Below are 18,552 nucleotides of genomic sequence, written 5' to 3'. Positions count from 1 at the left end.
TTCCACCCGTATGCACATTTCCAAGCGCGCAGGCAAGCCTGCAAAGGCCGCGCTCGCCGCAGCCCTGCTGTGCGCATTGACCGCGGGCCAGGTCATGGCCCAAGCGACGGCGCCGGCTGCCAATGCGGCCACCAAGCCGGGCAGCGGCTTCCTGCCGCCGGCATCCAGCAATGCCAAGGTGCTCGATTCGATCCACGTGGTCGTCAATGACGAAGTGATCACGAAGAACGAGGTGCGCAATCGCGTGGCCCAGACCGCGCAGAACCTGAAAGCGCGCAACGTGCAGCTGCCGGACCAGTCGACCCTGGAACGCCAGGTGGTCGAGGCCATGATCGTCGAGCGCGCGCAGCTCCAGCTGGCCAAGGAAATGGGCGTGCGCGTCGACGACCGCAGGCTCGACGCCACCATCGGCCGCATCGCCGAAAACCAGAAGATGTCGGTGCAGGAGATGCGCAATCAGATGGAAAAAGAGGGTCTGCCCTACGGCCAGTTCCGCGAAGACATCCGCAACGAAATCATGATGCAGCAGTTGCGCGAGCACGAGGTCGATTCCAAGATCCAGGTCTCGGAAGCCGAGATCGACACCTACCTGACCGCCTCGAAAGCCGCCTCCGCAGACAAGGTCGAGATGAACCTGTCGCAGATCCTGGTGGCGGTGCCCGAGAACGCCTCGCCCGAGCAGATCGCGGCACGCCGCGCGCGCGCCGACGAAGTCGCGCGCCAGCTGCGCACCGGCGCCGACTTCAGCAAGATGGCGGCAACCTATTCCGACGCCGCCGACGCCCTGAAGGGCGGCGAGATCGGCTGGCGCGACGTGGACCGCCTGCCGCCGGTCTTCGCCACCGAACTGCGCAAGCTCAAGCCGGGCCAGGTGACCCCGATCATCAAGACCAACGTCGGCTTCCACATCCTCAAGATGGCGGACCAGCGCAACTTGGCCGACGCCGCCGCGCCCGACGGCGCCGTGGTCCAGCAGACCCGTGTGAGCCACATCCTCATGAAGCCGACGCCGACCATGAACGCGGCCGAGGTCAAGAAGAAGCTGCTCGAGCTGAAAGAAAAAATCGTCAGCAAGGCCGCCAGCTTCGAAGACCTGGCGCGCCAGAACAGCCAGGAACCGGCCAGCGCGGCCAAGGGCGGCGACCTGGGCTGGCTGGAACCGGGCGACGCCGGTCCGGAATTCGACCAGGCCCTGGCCACCCTGAAGCCGGGCGAAGTCTCCGACGTCATCGAGTCGCCGTTCGGTTTCCACCTGCTGCGCGTCACCGAGCGCAAGAGCGAAGACCAGAGCAAGCAGCGCGAACGCGACATGGCACGTCAGGTCCTGCGCGAGCGCAAGCTGCAGGAAGGGCTGGAGGACTGGATGCGCCAGGTGCGCGACCGCGCCTACGTCGAGTTCCGCGAGGAGCAGTAATCATGGCCATGCCGAACGGACGCCGGCCAACCCTCGCGGTCACGGTCGGCGAGCCGGCCGGCATCGGTCCCGAGATCGCGATCCGCGCGGCCTGGGCGCTGCGCGAGTCCGCCAACTGCGTGCTGGTCGGCGACGCCGCCTTCCTGGCGCTCACCGCCAGCCTGATCGATCCCGCCATCCGCCTGTCGGCCCTGTCGATCCAGGCGCTGCGCAACGGCGGCCTGCCGCACTTCGGCAAGGAGCGCCTGGCCGTGATCGACGTGCCGCTCGCCGCGCACGTGGTGCCCGGCACCCTCGATGCGGAAAACGGCCGCGCCGTGCTGGCCACCCTGGACCTCGCCATCGAAGGCGCCCAGGCCGGCTGGTTCGACGGCATCGTCACCGCCCCGCTCCAGAAAAGCACGATCAACGACGCCGGCGTGGCCTTCTCGGGCCACACCGAATACCTGGCCGAGAAGACCGGCACGCCCAAGGTCGTGATGATGCTGGCCGGGCAGCCTGCCGCGGCAGGGGGAAATGAGCAGCCCTATCTGCGGGTGGCGCTGGCCACCACCCACCTGCCGCTCAAGGACGTCCCGGGCGCGCTGACGGTCGACAACCTGACCCAGGTGATCGACATCCTCGACCGCGACTTGAAAGGCAAGTTCGGCATCGCCGCGCCGCGCATCCTGGTCACCGGCCTGAACCCGCACGCGGGCGAGAACGGCTACCTGGGGCGCGAAGAGATCGAGGTCATCACGCCGGTATTGGAAGCGGCGCGGGCGCGCGGCATCGACGCGCGCGGGCCGTATCCGGCCGACACCCTGTTCCAGCCGAAGTACCTCCAGGACGCCGACTGCGTGCTGGCGATGTACCACGACCAGGGCCTGCCGGTGCTCAAGCACGCCACCTTCGGGCGCGGCATCAACGTCACGCTCGGCCTGCCGATCGTGCGCACCTCGGTCGACCACGGCACTGCGCTCGACCTCGCAGCGCAGGGGCTGGGCCTGGCCGACTGCGGCAGCATGGAAGAGGCGATCCGCGCCGCCATGCAGATGGTTGACGCTCAAAGGGCGGCACGCCAGCCATAATAAAGAACAACTAACAGAAATCCATGAGCAAACACGTTGCACGCAAGCGCTTCGGCCAGAACTTCCTGACCGACAAACTCGTCCTGGACAACATCATCGACGCCATCGGGCCGCGCCGCGGCGAAACGATGGTCGAGATCGGGCCGGGCCTGGCCGCCATGACGGCGCTGCTGCTCAAGTCGCTCGACCACATGCATGTGGTCGAACTGGACCGCGACCTGGTGGCGCGCCTCGAAAAAGCCTACCCGCGCGAAAAGCTTACCGTGCACTCGGGCGATGCCCTGAAGTTCGACTTCGGTTCGATCCCGGTGCCCGAAGGGCAGAAGCTGCGCGTGGTCGGCAACCTGCCGTACAACATCTCGAGCCCGCTGCTGTTCCACCTGGCCGAATTCGCGCCGCTGGTCGAGGACCAGCACTTCATGCTGCAGAAGGAAGTGGTCGAGCGCATGGTGGCCGAGCCGGGCACCAAGGCCTACAGCCGCCTGTCGGTGATGCTCCAGTGGCGCTACGACATGGACCTGCTGTTCATCGTCCCGCCGACCGCCTTCGACCCGCCACCGCAGGTCGATTCGGCAATCGTGCGCATGATCCCCAAGCGCCAGATGCTGGACGTCGACGGCGCCACGCTGGAAAAGGTGGTCGCCAAGGCCTTCTCGCAGCGCCGCAAGGTGATCCGCAACTGCGTGGCAGGCATGTTCACCGAGGCCCAGCTGGTCGAGGCAGGGATCGATCCGGGCGCGCGTCCGGAAGCGGTCGGCCTGGAGCAGTATGTGGCCTTGGCGAACCTATTGTAAGCAAGCTGGACCCCGGCCTGCGCCGGGGTGACGGATCATTTACTGCCGCTCGCTTCGGCCGGCGCCGGCAGCCTGGCTTCAGCCCCCCCATCTAGCTCTACATTGCGCTGCACCATGGCAGCGCATCGCGCTTTTCGTCCCTTCATCCACCGTTTTTTGCATTCCATCGCACGCCGCTGGAGACGGCGGAGGCCATTGCGTAAAGTGCTCCCATCGAAAGCCGCAGCAGAGAACGAAGCGGCCAGCCAACTTACCGAAGGGAGCACAAAATGAACGTCCTCAAGCACATGGAAGCCATCTTCATCGCCGCCCTGGTCCTCGCCGGCGTCAGCAGCTATGCGCAGGCGGCCACCAGCCGCGCGGCCGATGCCTACAACGCCCAGGTGTCGGTCGGCGCCTCGCAGGTCGCCGTGGTCAAGGTCAGCGCCAAGCGTCCGGCCTGATCTTCCGGCGCGTTTCGCAGCCAGGCGCGGCGCGCGGGCAAAAAAAAGCCCGCGGTTGAGGCGGGCTTAAATCCAATTCTTTTCTGAGGAGAGTTGGAGGAGACAGGAGTTAGTATGCTGCGTCACAGCATATAAGTCCAATTTCCCTTTCAAATATTCGACATAAGCTTGGCGAATATCTCTCAGCTGTTCGGTACGCAGGTGATGTCGACGTTGGTCACGTTGGCATCGCCCATGGTGCCGGTCGGGTTGGCGATCGTGCAGGTGCGGTCTTTCGGCTGGGTGACGATGGTCACGCCGTAGGTCTGGCCGTATTGCACCGGCAGGATCAACTGGTAGTCGAAGGCGGCGCCGGTGGTGTTGGTGTCGGCTGCGGTCAGCGCGGTGGTGCCGGTGGTGCTGCCGTTGGCGATCACCAGCCCGGTATTGTCCTTGGTCAGGCCGGTTACCTTGCCGCCGACGGTGTATTCGTTGATGGCACACACGAAACGGGCGGTGATGGACGCCAGGCGGCCGGCCGTGTCGGCGTTGCTTGCCGGGAAGTTCGGATGCACGCCGCAGGTCTGGTGCGGCGGGTTGGTCTTGATCACGACGTTGTAGGTGTCGCCGTACTCGAGCTTGTTCGGGAAGCTGAAGGTGACCTGTTCGCCTGCCTTGGCCGGCGGCGCCACCGTGATGTCGCTGCCGTTGTTGCTCAGCACCAGGCTTGGGTAGATCAGGCCATCGACGGTGCCGCTCACCGTGTAATTGTCGTCGCCACCGCCGCCGCAGGAAGCGAGGCCCAGTGCCATTGCCAGCATGCTTGCCGGACGGATCAGGGAAAACTTCATTCAGTATGCTCCAGGTTTATTGAGTACGCGGGCCGCAGGTGACCGCCACGTTGCTGACGTCGGCCGCGCCCATCACGCCGGTGCCGTTGGCGACCGTGCAGGTCTGGTTGTCGGGCTGGGTCAGGATGGCGACGCCGTAGGGCGCGTCTTCGTTGATCTTGGCCATGGAGAACGCGGTGGCGCCCGCGGCGACGGCGACCTTGTCGGCGCCGTTGACCAGCACCAGGTTGTTGCCGGTCAGGCCGGTGACGCTGCCTTTCAGCTCGTGCTGCTTGATGGTGCAGACGATGCGCACCGTGTTGATGCTGAATGCCACCTTGCCGGTATTGTCGTATTCCTTGCACTCGAGCGCGTTGCTCGGGATGCTCTTGACCTTGACGTTGTAGCTCGAATCGGTCTCGACCAGTTTGGAGAAGTAGAACTCACCGAGGCCGGTGCTGGTCGGATTGACGACCAGGTCGTCGCCGCCGTTGTTCGTCAAAACCAGGCCCGGTTTGGTGACGCCGGCGAACGAACCGCCGAGATACAGGTCGCCATCGCTACCGCCGCACGCGCTCAGCGCCAGCGCGCATGCCAGGGCAGCACCGGCACGCAGGGTCGAACTCTTCATAATTTCTCCAAAAATCTGACTGGTGGACGTGCAAAGCGTGTTCAATTGATCAATAGACACGCTGTTGGGCGGGCATCGCCCAGGATATATCGCCCAACATTTTAGTGCATTTGGCAAGCAGCTGGACGGTTTGCCTTTGTATCATGCTGTAACCGCCGGTAGCCGGACTCCTGTGCCGGATTGATTTCTACGGGCGCGCTCGCTATGCTTGGCCTGATCCCCCAGCTTCGCCCACCTTGCCATCGACCCACATCATGAACCCTCGCCGCGCCTGGCCCAAAGCCGTATTGTTCGACCTCGACGACACCCTGTGGCCGATCGCCCCGGTGATCCTGGAGGCCGAGCAGATCCTGTTCGCCTGGCTGCGCCAGCACGCGCCGCGCGTGGCGCAGCAGTTCACGATCGACACGCTGCGCCAGGCCCGGCTCGAGCTGCTGGCGCGCCAGCCCGAATTCCAGCTCGACCTGGGCGCCCTGCGCCGCGCCGGCCTGATCGCCGCCTTCGAGCAGGCCGGCGAGGATGCCGGCAAGGTGGAGCTGGCGATGACCGAATTCTTCGCCGCCCGCAACGCCGTGATCCCCTACGATGACGTGCTGCCCGGCCTGCTGCGCCTGAAGGGCAGGGTGCGCATCGGTTCGGTCACCAACGGCAATGCCGACCTCCAGACCATCGGCCTGGCGCGCCACTTCGACGCCTCGGTGTCGGCGCCCGCCTTCGGCGTCGCCAAGCCGGACGCGAAGATCTTCCTGGAAGCCTGCCGCCTGCTGGATGTGGCGCCGCAGGAGGCAGTCTACGTGGGCGACGACCTGCGGCTCGACGTGTACGGCGCCCAGCGCGCCGGCCTGCGCGCCGTGTGGATGAACCGGATCGGCCAGGTCAACTACTTGCCGGACCAGGTCCGGCCGGACGCCGAGGTGAACAGCCTGGACGGCCTGCTGGACTGGCTCAGGCGCGAGCATGCCTGACTGGCGCCGTGCACAGCCGCACGTGTACAAGAACGTGCATAATAGAGGCTGATGGCCCGATCCCGGATGACCGGCCTTTGCTGCTTTCCCCAACCCATGCAACTCGAACCCCGCGCCCAGACCCTGCTCAAAGCCCTCGTCGAGCGCTACATCGCCGACGGCCAGCCCGTCGGCTCGCGTGCGCTGTCGAAGATTTCCGGCCTCGACCTGTCGCCGGCCACGATCCGCAACATCATGGCCGACCTCGAGGAAATGGGCTACGTGGCCAGCCCGCACACCTCGGCCGGCCGCATCCCGACGCCGCGCGGCTACCGGCTGTTCGTCGACACCCTGCTCACCGTGCAGCACATCGACGAGCAGGCTGCCGCCGCCCAGAACATGCGCCTGCCGGCGCAGCAGCCGCAGAAGATCATCGCCAACGCGGCCCAGATGCTGTCCTCGCTGTCGCAGTTCGCCGGCGTGGTGCAAAGCCCGCGGCGCGAGTCGGTGTTCCAGCAGATCGAATTCCTGCGCCTGTCCGAGAAGCGCATCCTGCTGGTGATCGTCGATCCGCGCGGCGACGTGCAGAACCGCCTGCTGCTCACCGACGTCGACTACACGCCGGGCCAGCTGATCCAGTCGGCAAACTACCTGAACCAGAACTACGCCGGGCTAACCTTCGACGAGGTGCGCAAGCGCCTGGGCGGCGAACTTGCCCAGCTGCGCGACGACATGGGCAGGCTGATGCAGGTGGCGGTGCAGGCCGGCAGCGAGGCGATGGCCGAGGGCGACGACATGGTGATCGCGGGCGAGCGCAACCTGCTGTCGGTGTCCGACCTGTCGTCCAACATGAGTTCGCTGCGCCAGATGTTCGAGATGTTCGAGCAGAAGACCGGCCTGATGCAGCTGCTCGACGTGTCGAGCAAGGCGGGCGGGGTGCAGATCTTCATCGGCGGCGAATCCAAGCTGGTGCCGATGGACGAGATGAGCGTGGTCACCGCGCCCTACGAGGTCAATGGCCGCATCGTCGGCACCCTCGGCGTGATCGGCCCCACCCGCATGGCCTACGAGCGCGTGATCCCCATCGTGGACATCACCGCGAAGCTCCTGTCGAATGCCTTGAGCCAGTCCTGAGGCAAGAAAAATGGGGACGATGCCGGCGGCGGCGTCCCCATTGTTTGCGTGCCGGGCCCGGGCCCGGAAAGATCATCCCTTGCGCGGGCAGCCCACTTTCACGCAATTACCGTAGATGGCCAGCGAATGCTCGGCAATCTTGAAGCCGCGCTCCACCGCGATCTTGTGCTGGCGCGACTCGATCTCTTCGTCGTAGAACTCTTCCACGTGGCCGCAGTCGAGACAGACCAGGTGGTCGTGATGCGAACCGGCGTTGAGCTCGTAGATGGCCTTGCCGGTCTCGAAATGGTTGCGGTTCAGCAGGCCGGCCTGTTCGAACTGGGTCAGCACGCGGTACACGGTGGCCAGGCCTACGTCCATGTTGTCGGCCAAGAGGATTTTGTAGACATCTTCCGCCGTCAGGTGCCGAACGGAGCTGTTCTGGAAGATTTCCAGGATTTTCAGGCGTGGCAGGGTAGCCTTCAGGCCGCTGGCCTTCAGGTCGGTGGGGTTGTTACTCATCGCAGTTCGCTCACGTTTGTTGCTCGTAGTTTGGCATAGTGCTTTATGATATAGCGTTTTGGAGCTCCCGCTCAAACGTTTTGAGGTTACCTATGCGCGTCAAACAAGCCGTTCTCCACCGCGATTCTGGAAAATTCGCAGCCAAGGCAGCCCTTGCAGGCGCCCTGGCATGCACGCTGATGCTGTCCGGCTGCGCCGCCTGGCGCAACCAGACGCGTCCTGCGCCGCCGGTGGAAACGGACCCGGCCTCGATCGTCGCCGACGCGCAGAAATCGGCCGCCGCCGCCAACGCCGGCGCCCAGACCGTCCAGGCCAGCAAGCTGCAGAAGTTCTTCTGGATCTTCTCGCCCTACCGCCCCGACATCCAGCAGGGTAACTTCGTCTCGCAGGAGATGCTGAACCAGCTGAAGGTCGGCCAGTCGCGCGACCAGGTCCGCTTCATCCTCGGTTCCCCGCTGCTCACCGACGCGTTCCACGAAGACCGCTGGGATTACCCCTTCTACCTTGCGCGCGGCAACGGCGAGCTGACCACCAGCCGCGTCACCGTGTTCTTCAAGGACGACAAGGTCGAGCGCTTCGAAGGCGGCAACCTGCCGACCGAGCGCGAGTACATCGACCGCATCGCCGGCCCGGCCAAGGTGAGCAACAAGGCCAAGCCGGAGTCGCGTCCGATGGAAGCGCCCAAGGTCGGCGGCGCGCCTGTGATCCAGCCATGAGCGGTGCAGGCATGAGCGCTCCCATCAAGGTCGCCGTCGCCGGCGCCAGCGGCCGCATGGGCCGCATGCTGGTCGAGGCCATCCAGGCCGCCCCCGACGCCGTGCTGGCGGGCGCCCTCGACGTCGCCGGCTCGCCCTCGATCGGCATGGACGCCGGCGCCTTCGCCGGCCAGCTGACCGGCATCGTGATCCAGTCCGACTTCGCGGCCGCGCTGCAAGACGCCGACGTGCTGATCGACTTCACCCGCCCGGAAGGCACGCTGCGCCACCTGGAATACTGCGCGGCCAACGATGTGCAGCTGGTGATCGGGACCACCGGTTTCGACGAGCCCGGGAAGGCCGCGATCCGCGCCGCCGGCGAGAAAGTCGGCATCGTGTTTGCCCCGAACATGAGCGTGGGCGTGAACGTCACCCTCAAGCTGCTCGAGATGGCGGCGAAAAGCTTCAATGAAGGCTACGACATCGAGATCGTCGAGGCGCACCACCGCCACAAGGTCGATGCGCCGAGCGGCACCGCCCTCAGGATGGGCGAAGTCATCGCCGACGCGCTTGGCCGCGACCTGAAGGAATGCGCAGTCTACGGCCGCGAAGGCGTGACCGGCGAGCGCGACCCCTCGACCATCGGCTTCGCCACCGTGCGCGGCGGCGACGTGGTGGGCGACCACACCGTGATGTTCCTCGGCACCGGCGAACGCATCGAGATCAGCCACAAGTCGAGCAGCCGCGTCACCTACGCCCACGGCGCCCTGCGCGCCGCACGTTTCCTGGCGGGCAAGTCGAACGGCCTGTTCGACATGCAGGACGTGCTCGGATTGAAGGCTTGACCATGGCAGTCGCGGAACTGAACGGCGCGGCCATCGTCGACGAGGCCTCCTTCCATGCGGAGAGCCGGCGCGCGTTCGGCTTTCCCGAATCGTATGCCGACAGCATCGACGCCTGGGTCGATTGCATGAGCTACCTGCGCGACGAAGAGAACATGACCAAGTTCCGGCTCAAGCCGAACGAGGTGCTGGAAATCGTCATCAGCGATGCCGGGAAGATGAAGGCCGCGGCGCCCGAGCTGCTGGAAGAGATCAGCTTCTGCATCGGCGGCATCAACGAGCGCTACGAGGATTACGGCGAGAAGCCGGCGCTGGAACTGGTGCTGCGCTAACCCTCGGCCGCAAGCAAACCGCCATCCAGGCACAGGCCGGATGGCGGTTTTTCTTTTGCGGCATTGACAACAAGCCCATCGGGCTTCCTGCACTGCGCCGCCGCACTTCGCCGCACTGCAAAATGAACCAGTATAATGTTCTGTTCCACCCCCTCATTACGTCTGCAGAAACCATGCAAGAAAAATATAGTCCAGCCGAAGTAGAACAGGCCGCCCAGGCCTACTGGAAGTCGATCGACGCCTATAAAGCCGTCGAACACGACCCGCGTTTCCCGAAAGGCAAGTATTACGCCTGCTCGATGCTGCCTTACCCGTCGGGCAAGCTGCACATGGGTCACGTGCGCAACTATACGATCAACGACGTGATGTACCGCTACCTGCGGATGAACGGCTACAACGTGCTGATGCCGATGGGCTGGGACGCCTTCGGCATGCCGGCCGAGAACGCGGCGATGGCGAACAACGTGCCGCCGGCCGAGTGGACCTATTCGAACATCGCGCACATGCGCGGGCAGATGGAATCGATGGGCCTGGCCATCGACTGGTCGCGCGAGATGACCGCCTGCAAGCCGGAATACTACAAGTGGAACCAGTGGATGTTCCTCAAGATGCTCGAAAAGGGCATCATCTACCAGAAGACCGGCACCGTGAACTGGGACCCGGTGGACCAGACCGTGCTGGCCAACGAGCAGGTGGTGGACGGCCGCGGCTGGCGCTCGGGCGCGCTGATCGAGAAGCGCGAGATCCCGATGTACTACGTGCGCATCACCGATTACGCGGACGAGCTGCTGGACTACGTCGACAACAAGCTGCCGGGCTGGCCGGAGCGCGTGCGCATCATGCAGGCCAACTGGATCGGCAAGTCGACCGGCGTGCGCTTCGCCTTCCCGCACGACATCAAGGATGAATCGGGTGAGCTCATCAACGAAGGCAAGCTGTACGTCTTCACCACCCGTGCCGACACCATCATGGGCGTGACCTTCTGCGCGGTGGCGGCCGAGCACCCGCTGGCCCAGCACGCGGCACAAATCAACCCGGAACTGCAGGCCTTCATCGCCGAATGCAAGCTCGGTTCCGTCATCGAAGCCGACATGGCGACGATGGAAAAGAAAGGCATGCCGACCGGCCTCACGGTCACCCACCCGGTCACCGGCGAGCAGCTGCCGGTCTGGGTCGGCAACTACGTCCTGATGACCTACGGCGACGGCGCCGTGATGGGCGTGCCGGGCCACGACGAGCGCGACTTCGGCTTCGCCACCAAGTACGGCCTGCCGATCAAGCAGGTGGTGGCCGTGGAAGGCCAGGAATTCTCGCTGGATGGCTGGCAGGAGTGGTACGGCGACAAGGAGCACGGCAAGACCATCAACTCGGGCAAGTACGACGGGCTGGACTACATCGCCGCGGTCAACGCGGTGGCCGGCGACCTGGCCGCACAGGGCCTGGGCGACAAGAAGGTCACCTTCCGCCTGCGCGACTGGGGCATCTCGCGCCAGCGCTACTGGGGCACCCCGATCCCGATGATCCACTGCGCCGACTGCGGCGCGGTGCCGGTGCCGGAAGCAGACCTGCCGGTCGTGCTGCCGGAGCACCTGGTCCCGGACGGCACCGGCAACCCGCTGAACAAGGACGAAGCCTTCCTGGCCTGCTCCTGCCCGAAGTGCGGCAAGCCGGCGCGCCGCGAGACCGACACGATGGACACCTTCATCGACTCGTCCTGGTACTACATGCGCTATACCTCGCCGGGTTCGAACGACAAGATGGTCGACGAGCGCAACGACTACTGGATGCCGATGGACCAGTACATCGGCGGCATCGAGCACGCCGTCATGCACCTGCTGTACGCGCGCTTCTGGACCAAGGTGATGCGCGACTTCGGCCTGCTGAAGTTCGACGAGCCCTTCGTCAACCTGCTGACCCAGGGCATGGTGCTGAACGAGACCTACTACCGCGAAGACGCATCGAGCAAGAAGACCTGGTTCAACCCGGCCGACGTCGAGCTGACCTTTGACGACAAGGGCCGCCCGCAAAGCGCCGTGCTGAAATCGGACGGCCAGCCGGTCCAGATCGGCGGCACCGAGAAGATGTCGAAGTCGAAGAACAACGGCATCGACCCGCAGGCGCAGATCGAGCAATACGGCGCCGACACCGCGCGCCTGTTCACCATGTTCGCCTCGCCGCCGGAGCAGACCCTGGAGTGGTCGAACAGCGGCGTGGAAGGCGCGAGCCGCTTCCTGCGCCGCGTCTGGGCCTACGGCTACGCGCAGCGCGAGCGCATCGCCAATGCCCTGAAAGGCCAGCAGCAAGGTCTTCTTTCCGACGCCGAGAAGACCCTGCGCCGCGAAGTGCACAAGGTGCTGCAGCAGGCCGACTACGACCTGAAGCGCATCCAGTACAACACGGTGGTGTCGGCCTGCATGAAGATGCTCAATACGCTGGAGTCGGCCAAGCTGGCCGAAGGCGCGGCATCGGATGCGGTGGTCGCCGAAGGCTTCTCGATCTTCCTGCGCCTGCTGAACCCGGTGGCGCCGCACATCACCCACGCGCTGTGGCAGGAGCTCGGCTATGCCGCCGTCTACGGCGACATCCTGAACGTGCAGTGGCCGCAGGTCGACCCGGCCGCGCTGGAACAGTCCGAGATCGAACTGATGATCCAGGTGAACGGCAAGCTGCGCGGTTCGGTCAAGGTGCCGAAGGATGCCGACAAGGCCGCCATCGAAGCCGCGGCGCTGGCCTCGGAAGCTGCCCAGAAATTCATCGAAGGCACGCCGAAGAAGGTCATCGTCGTGCCTGGCAAACTCATCAACATCGTGGTGTAAACCGATGAAAACAACCTTGGTGCGCACGCTGGCGGCCGCTCTGGTGGCCGCAACCCTGACGGGTTGCGGCTTCCAGCTGCGCGGTTCGAACGGCCAGTACAACATGCCCTTCCAGAGCATCTACCTGGCCTTCCCCGAGACCTCGCCGCTGGGCACGGAGCTCAAGCGCAACCTGCGCGCGGGCGACACCGTGCGCATCGAGAACGACGCGTCGAAGGCGCAAGCCCTGTTCGACGTGCTGTCCGAATCGCGCGGCAAGTCCATCCTGTCGCTGAACAGCCTGGGCCGGGTGCGCGAATACTCGCTGAGCTACACGCTGGTGTTCCGCGTGCGCGACGCGAACAACAAGGAACTGCTGGGTCCGACCGAAATCACCCTGCGCCGCAACATCGCCTTCAACGAAGCCGAGGTGCTGGCCAAGGAATCGGAAGAGCAGCTTCTGTACCGCGACATGCAGTCCGACCTGGTGCAGCAGATCCTGCGCCGGCTGGCCGCGATCAAACCTGTCTGACGGAGTGGGACCGAGCGATGCAACTGCGGCCTGAGGCCCTCGAGGGCCACCTGGCCAAGGGCCTCGCGCCCTTGTACGTGATCACCAGCGACGAACACTTGCTGGCGCTGGAAGCGGCCGACCGCATCCGCAAGACCGCGCGCGCCCAGGGCCACACCGAGCGCGACGTGCTCACGGTCGAGCGCAATTTCAAGTGGGGCGAGCTGCTGGCGGCGAACCAGGCCATGTCGCTGTTCGGCGACAAGAAGCTGATCGAGCTGCGCATCCCGAGCGGCAAGCCCGGCAAGGACGGCAGCGCCGCCCTGCAGGCCTACGCCAAGGACCTCAGCCCCGACAACCTCACCCTCATCACCCTGCCCAAGCTGGACTGGCAGACCGCCAAGGCCGCGTGGGTGGCGGCGCTGCAGCAGGCGGCGGTCTACATCGAGATCCCGAACGTGGAACGCGCCCAGCTGCCGGGCTGGATCGGCATGCGCCTGGGTAGCCAGGGCCAGAGCGCCGAGCGCCAGAGCCTGGACTTCATCGCCGACCGCGTCGAGGGCAACCTGCTGGCGGCGCACCAGGAAATCCAGAAGCTCGGCCTGCTCTACGAGCCGGGCAAGCTGAGCTTCGAGCAGGTGCACGACGCCGTGCTCAACGTGGCGCGCTACGACGTGTTCAAGCTGTCCGAGGCGATGCTGGCGGGCGACCCGGCGCGCCTGGCGCGCATGCTCGACGGTTTGAAAGGCGAGGGCGAGGCCCTGCCGCTGGTTTTATGGGCTGTCAGTGAAGAAATCCGCACGCTGCTAAAATTGAAATCCGGAATGGCGCAGGGCCGTCCGCTGGGCGCGCTGCTGAAGGAACACCGCATCTGGGGTCCGCGCGAGCGCATGATGGAACCGGCGCTGCGGCGCGTGTCGATCGCCACGCTGGAAGCGGCCATGCAGGAGGCGGCGCAGGTCGACCGCATGGTCAAGGGCTTGCGCGCGAAGGCCTTCGCGGGCGATGCGTGGGATGCGATGCTCCAATTAGCGCTCAGAGTTGCACGGTAGGGTGGTCGGCTCTGCCGACCGCGCGTTCAACTCTACTGTGAATTGATGGACCTCGGCCGTTCTTGTGCTGGTTGAACGCGCGGACGTTCGTAATTCCGGGCATTGCCCGAAATTACCCCGACCACCCTACCAAAAAACCGTAAACGGGAACGACGATGGATATCACCGAACACATGCACTCGATGGGCCGCAAGGCCCGCGCCGCTTCGCGCGCCATGGCGCGCGCCGACGGCGCCACCCGCAACCGCGCGCTGCTCCTGATCGCCGAGGCCATCGAGCGCGAGGCCGCCGTGCTGCGCGCCGCCAACCAGCAAGACCTGGACGCCGCCCGCGCCAACGGCCTGGAGCCGGCGCTGCTGGACCGCCTGACCCTGTCCGATGGCGCCATCAAGACCATGGTCGACGGCCTGCGCCAGATCGTCACCTTGCCCGACCCGGTCGGCGAGATCACCAACATGAAGTCGCGCCCGAGCGGCATCCAGGTCGGCCAGATGCGCGTGCCGCTGGGCGTAATCGGCATCATCTACGAAGCGCGTCCGAACGTGACCGTCGACGCGGCCGGCCTGTGCATCAAGAGCGGCAATGCGGCCATCCTGCGCGGCGGCTCGGAGGCGATCCACTGCAACCGCGCGCTGGCGAAACTGGTGAGCGAGGGCCTGCAGGGCGCCGGCCTGCCGCTGGACGCGGTGCAGGTGGTCGACACGACCGACCGCGCCGCCGTCGGCGCCCTGATCACGATGCCGCAGTACGTGGACGTGATCGTCCCGCGCGGCGGCAAGGGCCTGATCGCGCGCCTGATGGAAGAATCCACGGTCCCGATGATCAAGCACCTGGACGGCATCTGCCACGTCTACATCGACGACAAGGCCGACATCGCCAAGGCGCTGCCGGTGGCCTTCAACGCCAAGTGCCACCGCTACGGCACCTGCAACACCATGGAAACGCTGCTGGTCGCGCGTTCGATTGCGCCGGCCGTGCTGCCGCAACTGGCGGAGCTGTACAAGACGAAAGAGGTCGAACTGCGCGCCGACGCCGAAGCACACGCGATCCTGGCCGGCTACCCCTGGCTGAAGCATGCGACCGAGCAGGACTGGAGTACCGAGTACCTGGCGCCGATCCTGGCGATCCGCGTGGTGGAGGGACTGGACGGCGCGATCGACCACATCAACACCTGGTCGTCGAAGCACACCGAATCGATCGTCACCGAAGACTACAGCGCCGCGCTGCGCTTCCTGCGCGAAGTCGATTCGGCCTCGGTGATGGTGAACGCCTCGACCCGCTTCGCGGACGGCTTCGAGTACGGCCTCGGCGCGGAGATCGGCATCTCGAACGACAAGCTGCATGCGCGCGGTCCGGTCGGGCTGGAAGGGCTTACCTCGCTCAAGTACGTGGTGTTCGGACATGGCGAAGTGCGCGAATAAGCGCCGCAAACAATAACAAGGAACCGCATGTACCTCTGGATCAAGGCCCTGCACATCGTCTTCATCGCGTCCTGGTTCGCCGGGCTGTTCTACCTGCCGCGCATCTTCGTGAACCTGGCCCAGGAAAGCAATCCGGCAGCGCTCGAGCGGCTGCTGGGCATGGCGCGCCGGCTGTACCGCTTCACCACCATCCTGGCGGTGCCGGCCCTGCTGCTGGGCCTGTGGCTGTGGCTGGGCTACGGTATCCAGGGCGGCTGGCTGCACGCAAAACTCGCGCTCGTCATCGTGACGATCGGCTACCATCATGCCTGCGGCTCGCTGCTCAGGAAATTCGAGCGCGGCGCGAACGTGCGCAGCCACACCTGGTATCGCTACTTCAATGAAGCGCCGGTGCTGCTGTTGCTGGCGATTGTGATCCTGGTGGTCGTCAAGCCGTTTTAAGGGTGTCGGCACGGGCCGGCACTGATCGTTTCAAGTTTTATTCACGGACAAAGGGTACCCCTCATGGCCTCTTATTTTTGCCCATGCCCGCGCGGCATGGAAGCGGCGCTTGCCGAAGAACTGGGCGAAATCGCCCAACACAGCACCACGATGAAGGTGCACAACCAGGTGCCGGGCGGCGTGCACTGCTCCGGCTCCATGGTCGATGCCTACCGCATCAACCTGCATTCGCGCATTGCCTCGCGCGTCCTGATGCGCATGGGCCAGCGCAGCTACAACAACGAGAACGACATCTACGACCTGGTGCTCGAGCAGCCCTGGGAAGACTGGTTCGGCGTCAACCACACCATCCGCGTCGACGTCACCGCGGTGAAATCCCCGCTGAAGAGCCTCGAATTCACCACCCTGAAGATCAAGGACGCCGTCTGCGACCGCTTCCGCGACCAGTTCAACAAGCGTCCTTCGGTGAACACCCGCGAGCCTGACATGCGCATCGTCGGCTTCCTCGACCAGCGCAACTTCATCATCTACCTCGACACCTCGGGCGAGGCGCTGTTCAAGCGCGGCTGGCGCGAAGAGACCGGCGACGCGCCGCTGCGCGAGAACCTGGCCGCCGGCATGCTGCGCGTGGCCGGCTGGAAGCCGGGCGTCCCGCTGTTCGACCCGATGTGCGGCTCCGGCACCATCCTGATCGAAGCCGCCCAGATGCTGCAAGGCATTCCGCCGGGCGCGCGCCGCCGCTTCGCCTTCGAAAAATTCGCCGACTTCGACCGCGAGGCCTGGGCGGCACTGAAAGCCGAGATCAAGCCCAACCCGCTGCCGGCCGAGCCGACCATCTTCGGCTCCGACATCTCGGGCGACATGGTCGCGATGACGCGCCATAACCTCAAGATTGCCGGCGTCCTGTTCGAGGTGCCGCTCAAGCAGATCGAGGCCCAGCACGTGTCGCCGCCGACCTCCACGCCCGGCATCCTGCTGACCAATCCTCCGTACGGCGAGCGCATCGGCGTGCGCGGCGACTCCACCGTGCCGCAGGACGAGATGGCGGTGTCCTTCTATTCCGCGCTCGGCACCACGCTGAAGCAGCGCTTTGCCGGCTGGACCGCCTTCCTGTTCACGGCGGATCTGCAGCTGCCCAAGCTGCTGCGCCTGAAGGAATCGCGCAAGACCCCGTTCTTCAACGGCGCGCTCGAATGCCGCCTGTTCCGCTTCGACATGGTGGCCGGCTTCAACCGCCGCGAGGAAGCCAAACCGAAACAGGAGCAATAAGCCCTCCATGCTGCCGCCGACCGAACCCGACGACTTGCCCAAGGATCCGGTCATGCCGGTTCCGCTGCCGACGCCCCACAAGATTGCGATGCTGTCGGCGGGCGGCCTGGCCACGCTGCTGGCCGCGCTGTCGATGCTGGGACCGTTCTCGATCGACGCCTACCTGCCGGCCTTCCCGCAGATCCGCGCCGAGCTGAACGCCTCGGCGCTGGAGGTGCAGCAGACGCTCACCGCCTACATGCTGGCCTTCGCCGGCATGGTGCTGTGGCATGGCGCGCTGTCCGACGCCTTCGGCCGGCGCAACATCATCCTGTTCGCGCTGGTCGTGTTCGCGATCGGCACCTTCGGCTGCGCGGCGGCCAGCTCGGTGCATTACCTGTGGGTGTTCCGCATCATGCAGGGCGTGTCGGCGGGGGCGGGCGTGGTGGTGGGGCGCGCCATCATCCGCGACCTGTATTCGGATGCGGCGGCGGCAAGGCTGCTGTCGATGGTGACCATGATCTTCTCGATCGCGCCGGCCATCGCGCCGGTGCTGGGCGGCTGGATCGTCACCTTCTTCGACTGGCGCGCGATCTTCCTCGCGCTGTGCGTGTACACCGTGGCGCTGGGCTGGTTCTGCTGGAAGCACCTGCCCGAGACCGTGCCGAAGGAGAAGCGCCAGCCCTTCAACCCGCGCTTCCTGGCGCAGAGCTACGGCGCCATCTTCGGCTCCTTCCTGTTCCACATGAAGTCGGGCGTGGTGGCGATGAACTTCGCCGGCCTGTTCCTGTACATCGCGTCGGCGCCGGTGATGCTGCCCGAGCACCTGGGCCTGGGCCCCTCGCAGTTCGCCTGGCTGTTCGTGCCGACCGTGAGCGGCATCTTCCTGGGCGCGCTGGCCGCCAACCGCATGGCGGGCAAGATGACCTTCGCGCGCCAGATCCGGGTCGGCTTCTTCTTCATGCTGGGCGCGGTCACCTTCAACGTGACCTACCACAGCTTCCTGCCGCCCTCGCTGCCATGGAGCGTGGCGCACATGTTCTTCTTCACCTTCGGCAGCTCGATCATCGCGCCGGGCGCCACCCTGCTCGCGCTCGACCTGTTCCCGCACATTCGCGGCACCGTGGCCTCGTGCCAGTCCTTCATGACCACGCTGATGGGTGCGATCGTGGCCGGCGTGGTCTCGCCGATGCTGTCGCATTCGGTGCTGGCGCTGGCGCTCGGCCAGGCCGGGTTCGCGCTGCTGTCGGTGGCCCTGTGGGCGACGGCGCGGCGCTACCGGCGCCGCAAGATCCGCGACGGGGAAATGCTGCCCTGAGCGTGTCGCGCTTGCAACAAAAGGCCCGGTTGACCGAGCCTTTTTTCTTATATGAAAGAATATTTCACATGTATATGCATATTGAAATATTATTGCAGCTTTCGCGGGCAGGCCAAGGACGCCTCTAGCTTTAGAGCGACTTCTCGACAACACTTTT

The 18,552-nt window shown here is 65.3% G+C and carries 19 protein-coding genes; 16 read left to right on the top strand and 3 right to left on the bottom strand.

Features of this window, described 5'->3' with window-relative positions; translation table 11 throughout:
- The first annotated feature begins 10 nt into the window (after window positions 1–10).
- The 4 genes from AB3347_RS06555 (at window position 11) to AB3347_RS06540 (ending at window position 3,721) form a co-directional block, all read left to right on the top strand.
- Window positions 11–1,414: a peptidylprolyl isomerase gene (locus tag AB3347_RS06555; RefSeq protein ID WP_369090971.1), complete on the top strand. Its 1,404-nt coding sequence runs from the start codon at window positions 11–13 to the stop codon at window positions 1,412–1,414.
- Window positions 1,415–1,422: 8 nt separating this feature from the next.
- A complete protein-coding gene (gene pdxA / locus AB3347_RS06550; protein WP_369091083.1) occupies window positions 1,423–2,484 on the top strand; it encodes a 4-hydroxythreonine-4-phosphate dehydrogenase PdxA in 1,062 nt (353 codons plus the stop codon).
- A 23-nt stretch (window positions 2,485–2,507) separates the two neighbouring features.
- Window positions 2,508–3,278 (top strand): 16S rRNA (adenine(1518)-N(6)/adenine(1519)-N(6))-dimethyltransferase RsmA, encoded by a 771-nt coding sequence (gene rsmA, locus AB3347_RS06545; RefSeq protein WP_369090970.1) that lies wholly within the window; start codon window positions 2,508–2,510, stop codon window positions 3,276–3,278.
- A 269-nt stretch (window positions 3,279–3,547) separates the two neighbouring features.
- The gene (locus AB3347_RS06540) at window positions 3,548–3,721 is read left to right on the top strand and encodes a hypothetical protein (RefSeq protein ID WP_369090969.1); all 174 of its coding nucleotides are present in this window, start codon (window positions 3,548–3,550) and stop codon (window positions 3,719–3,721) included.
- A gap of 182 nt (window positions 3,722–3,903) precedes the next feature.
- On the opposite strand, the gene AB3347_RS06535 is transcribed toward AB3347_RS06540, so the two are convergent.
- A complete protein-coding gene (locus AB3347_RS06535) occupies window positions 3,904–4,551 on the bottom strand; it encodes a hypothetical protein (RefSeq protein WP_369090968.1) in 648 nt (215 codons plus the stop codon).
- 16 nt (window positions 4,552–4,567) lie between these two features.
- Complete coding sequence (locus AB3347_RS06530; RefSeq protein WP_369090967.1) at window positions 4,568–5,161, bottom strand: hypothetical protein; 594 nt, start codon at window positions 5,159–5,161, stop codon at window positions 4,568–4,570.
- Between the two features lie 254 nt (window positions 5,162–5,415).
- On the opposite strand from AB3347_RS06530, the gene AB3347_RS06525 reads away from it, so the two are divergent.
- Together AB3347_RS06525 and hrcA are read left to right on the top strand one after the other, a co-directional pair.
- Window positions 5,416–6,126 (top strand): HAD family hydrolase, encoded by a 711-nt coding sequence (locus AB3347_RS06525; RefSeq protein ID WP_369090966.1) that lies wholly within the window; start codon window positions 5,416–5,418, stop codon window positions 6,124–6,126.
- A gap of 96 nt (window positions 6,127–6,222) precedes the next feature.
- Window positions 6,223–7,239, top strand: coding sequence for a heat-inducible transcriptional repressor HrcA (gene hrcA, locus AB3347_RS06520; protein WP_369090965.1), 1,017 nt, complete (start codon window positions 6,223–6,225; stop codon window positions 7,237–7,239).
- A 72-nt stretch (window positions 7,240–7,311) separates the two neighbouring features.
- Here hrcA and fur read toward each other — a convergent pair whose 3' ends face one another.
- Window positions 7,312–7,740 carry a ferric iron uptake transcriptional regulator gene (fur, locus tag AB3347_RS06515; protein WP_159700486.1) on the bottom strand — a complete coding sequence of 143 codons (429 nt, stop codon included), beginning with the start codon at window positions 7,738–7,740 and terminating at the stop codon, window positions 7,312–7,314.
- Between the two features lie 92 nt (window positions 7,741–7,832).
- On the opposite strand from fur, the gene AB3347_RS06510 reads away from it, so the two are divergent.
- The 10 genes from AB3347_RS06510 to AB3347_RS06465 all read left to right on the top strand — a co-directional run bounded on the left by AB3347_RS06510 (window position 7,833) and on the right by AB3347_RS06465 (window position 18,395).
- Window positions 7,833–8,456: an outer membrane protein assembly factor BamE gene (locus AB3347_RS06510; RefSeq protein ID WP_369090964.1), complete on the top strand. Its 624-nt coding sequence runs from the start codon at window positions 7,833–7,835 to the stop codon at window positions 8,454–8,456.
- 11 nt (window positions 8,457–8,467) lie between these two features.
- Window positions 8,468–9,280: a 4-hydroxy-tetrahydrodipicolinate reductase gene (gene dapB / locus AB3347_RS06505; protein WP_369090963.1), complete on the top strand. Its 813-nt coding sequence runs from the start codon at window positions 8,468–8,470 to the stop codon at window positions 9,278–9,280.
- Between the two features lie 2 nt (window positions 9,281–9,282).
- Window positions 9,283–9,609, top strand: coding sequence for a barstar family protein (locus AB3347_RS06500; protein WP_369090962.1), 327 nt, complete (start codon window positions 9,283–9,285; stop codon window positions 9,607–9,609).
- Between the two features lie 173 nt (window positions 9,610–9,782).
- Window positions 9,783–12,425, top strand: a complete 2,643-nt coding sequence (gene leuS / locus AB3347_RS06495; RefSeq protein ID WP_369090961.1) for a leucine--tRNA ligase — start codon at window positions 9,783–9,785, stop codon at window positions 12,423–12,425.
- A gap of 4 nt (window positions 12,426–12,429) precedes the next feature.
- The gene (gene lptE, locus AB3347_RS06490; protein WP_369090960.1) at window positions 12,430–12,936 is read left to right on the top strand and encodes an LPS assembly lipoprotein LptE; all 507 of its coding nucleotides are present in this window, start codon (window positions 12,430–12,432) and stop codon (window positions 12,934–12,936) included.
- A 17-nt stretch (window positions 12,937–12,953) separates the two neighbouring features.
- Window positions 12,954–13,967, top strand: a complete 1,014-nt coding sequence (gene holA, locus AB3347_RS06485; RefSeq protein ID WP_369090959.1) for a DNA polymerase III subunit delta — start codon at window positions 12,954–12,956, stop codon at window positions 13,965–13,967.
- 155 nt (window positions 13,968–14,122) lie between these two features.
- Window positions 14,123–15,388: a glutamate-5-semialdehyde dehydrogenase gene (locus AB3347_RS06480; RefSeq protein WP_369090958.1), complete on the top strand. Its 1,266-nt coding sequence runs from the start codon at window positions 14,123–14,125 to the stop codon at window positions 15,386–15,388.
- A 27-nt stretch (window positions 15,389–15,415) separates the two neighbouring features.
- Window positions 15,416–15,829: a CopD family protein gene (locus AB3347_RS06475; protein WP_369090957.1), complete on the top strand. Its 414-nt coding sequence runs from the start codon at window positions 15,416–15,418 to the stop codon at window positions 15,827–15,829.
- A gap of 96 nt (window positions 15,830–15,925) precedes the next feature.
- Window positions 15,926–17,098: a class I SAM-dependent RNA methyltransferase gene (locus AB3347_RS06470; protein ID WP_369091082.1), complete on the top strand. Its 1,173-nt coding sequence runs from the start codon at window positions 15,926–15,928 to the stop codon at window positions 17,096–17,098.
- Between the two features lie 7 nt (window positions 17,099–17,105).
- Window positions 17,106–18,395 (top strand): multidrug effflux MFS transporter, encoded by a 1,290-nt coding sequence (locus AB3347_RS06465; protein WP_369090956.1) that lies wholly within the window; start codon window positions 17,106–17,108, stop codon window positions 18,393–18,395.
- The last annotated feature ends 157 nt before the right edge of the window (window positions 18,396–18,552 follow it).

This window comes from Massilia sp. X63 (assembly GCF_041023745.1).
In the GTDB taxonomy this organism is placed as follows: Bacteria; Pseudomonadota; Gammaproteobacteria; order Burkholderiales; family Burkholderiaceae_D; genus Telluria.
This window is presented reverse-complemented; position numbering and strand designations above follow the sequence as displayed.

What these genes read in the sequence shown, in the direction of transcription:
- AB3347_RS06555 (WP_369090971.1), top strand. Translation starts at nt 11, where the DNA reads ATGCACATTTCCAAGCGCGCAGGCAAGCCTGCAAAGGCCGCGCTCGCC.
- pdxA (WP_369091083.1), top strand. Translation starts at nt 1,423, where the DNA reads ATGCCGAACGGACGCCGGCCAACCCTCGCGGTCACGGTCGGCGAGCCG.
- rsmA (WP_369090970.1), top strand. Translation starts at nt 2,508, where the DNA reads ATGAGCAAACACGTTGCACGCAAGCGCTTCGGCCAGAACTTCCTGACC.
- AB3347_RS06540 (WP_369090969.1), top strand. Translation starts at nt 3,548, where the DNA reads ATGAACGTCCTCAAGCACATGGAAGCCATCTTCATCGCCGCCCTGGTC.
- AB3347_RS06535 (WP_369090968.1), bottom strand. Translation starts at nt 4,551, where the DNA reads ATGAAGTTTTCCCTGATCCGTCCGGCAAGCATGCTGGCAATGGCACTG.
- AB3347_RS06530 (WP_369090967.1), bottom strand. Translation starts at nt 5,161, where the DNA reads ATGAAGAGTTCGACCCTGCGTGCCGGTGCTGCCCTGGCATGCGCGCTG.
- AB3347_RS06525 (WP_369090966.1), top strand. Translation starts at nt 5,416, where the DNA reads ATGAACCCTCGCCGCGCCTGGCCCAAAGCCGTATTGTTCGACCTCGAC.
- hrcA (WP_369090965.1), top strand. Translation starts at nt 6,223, where the DNA reads ATGCAACTCGAACCCCGCGCCCAGACCCTGCTCAAAGCCCTCGTCGAG.
- fur (WP_159700486.1), bottom strand. Translation starts at nt 7,740, where the DNA reads ATGAGTAACAACCCCACCGACCTGAAGGCCAGCGGCCTGAAGGCTACC.
- AB3347_RS06510 (WP_369090964.1), top strand. Translation starts at nt 7,833, where the DNA reads ATGCGCGTCAAACAAGCCGTTCTCCACCGCGATTCTGGAAAATTCGCA.
- dapB (WP_369090963.1), top strand. Translation starts at nt 8,468, where the DNA reads ATGAGCGCTCCCATCAAGGTCGCCGTCGCCGGCGCCAGCGGCCGCATG.
- AB3347_RS06500 (WP_369090962.1), top strand. Translation starts at nt 9,283, where the DNA reads ATGGCAGTCGCGGAACTGAACGGCGCGGCCATCGTCGACGAGGCCTCC.
- leuS (WP_369090961.1), top strand. Translation starts at nt 9,783, where the DNA reads ATGCAAGAAAAATATAGTCCAGCCGAAGTAGAACAGGCCGCCCAGGCC.
- lptE (WP_369090960.1), top strand. Translation starts at nt 12,430, where the DNA reads ATGAAAACAACCTTGGTGCGCACGCTGGCGGCCGCTCTGGTGGCCGCA.
- holA (WP_369090959.1), top strand. Translation starts at nt 12,954, where the DNA reads ATGCAACTGCGGCCTGAGGCCCTCGAGGGCCACCTGGCCAAGGGCCTC.
- AB3347_RS06480 (WP_369090958.1), top strand. Translation starts at nt 14,123, where the DNA reads ATGGATATCACCGAACACATGCACTCGATGGGCCGCAAGGCCCGCGCC.
- AB3347_RS06475 (WP_369090957.1), top strand. Translation starts at nt 15,416, where the DNA reads ATGTACCTCTGGATCAAGGCCCTGCACATCGTCTTCATCGCGTCCTGG.
- AB3347_RS06470 (WP_369091082.1), top strand. Translation starts at nt 15,926, where the DNA reads ATGGAAGCGGCGCTTGCCGAAGAACTGGGCGAAATCGCCCAACACAGC.
- AB3347_RS06465 (WP_369090956.1), top strand. Translation starts at nt 17,106, where the DNA reads ATGCTGCCGCCGACCGAACCCGACGACTTGCCCAAGGATCCGGTCATG.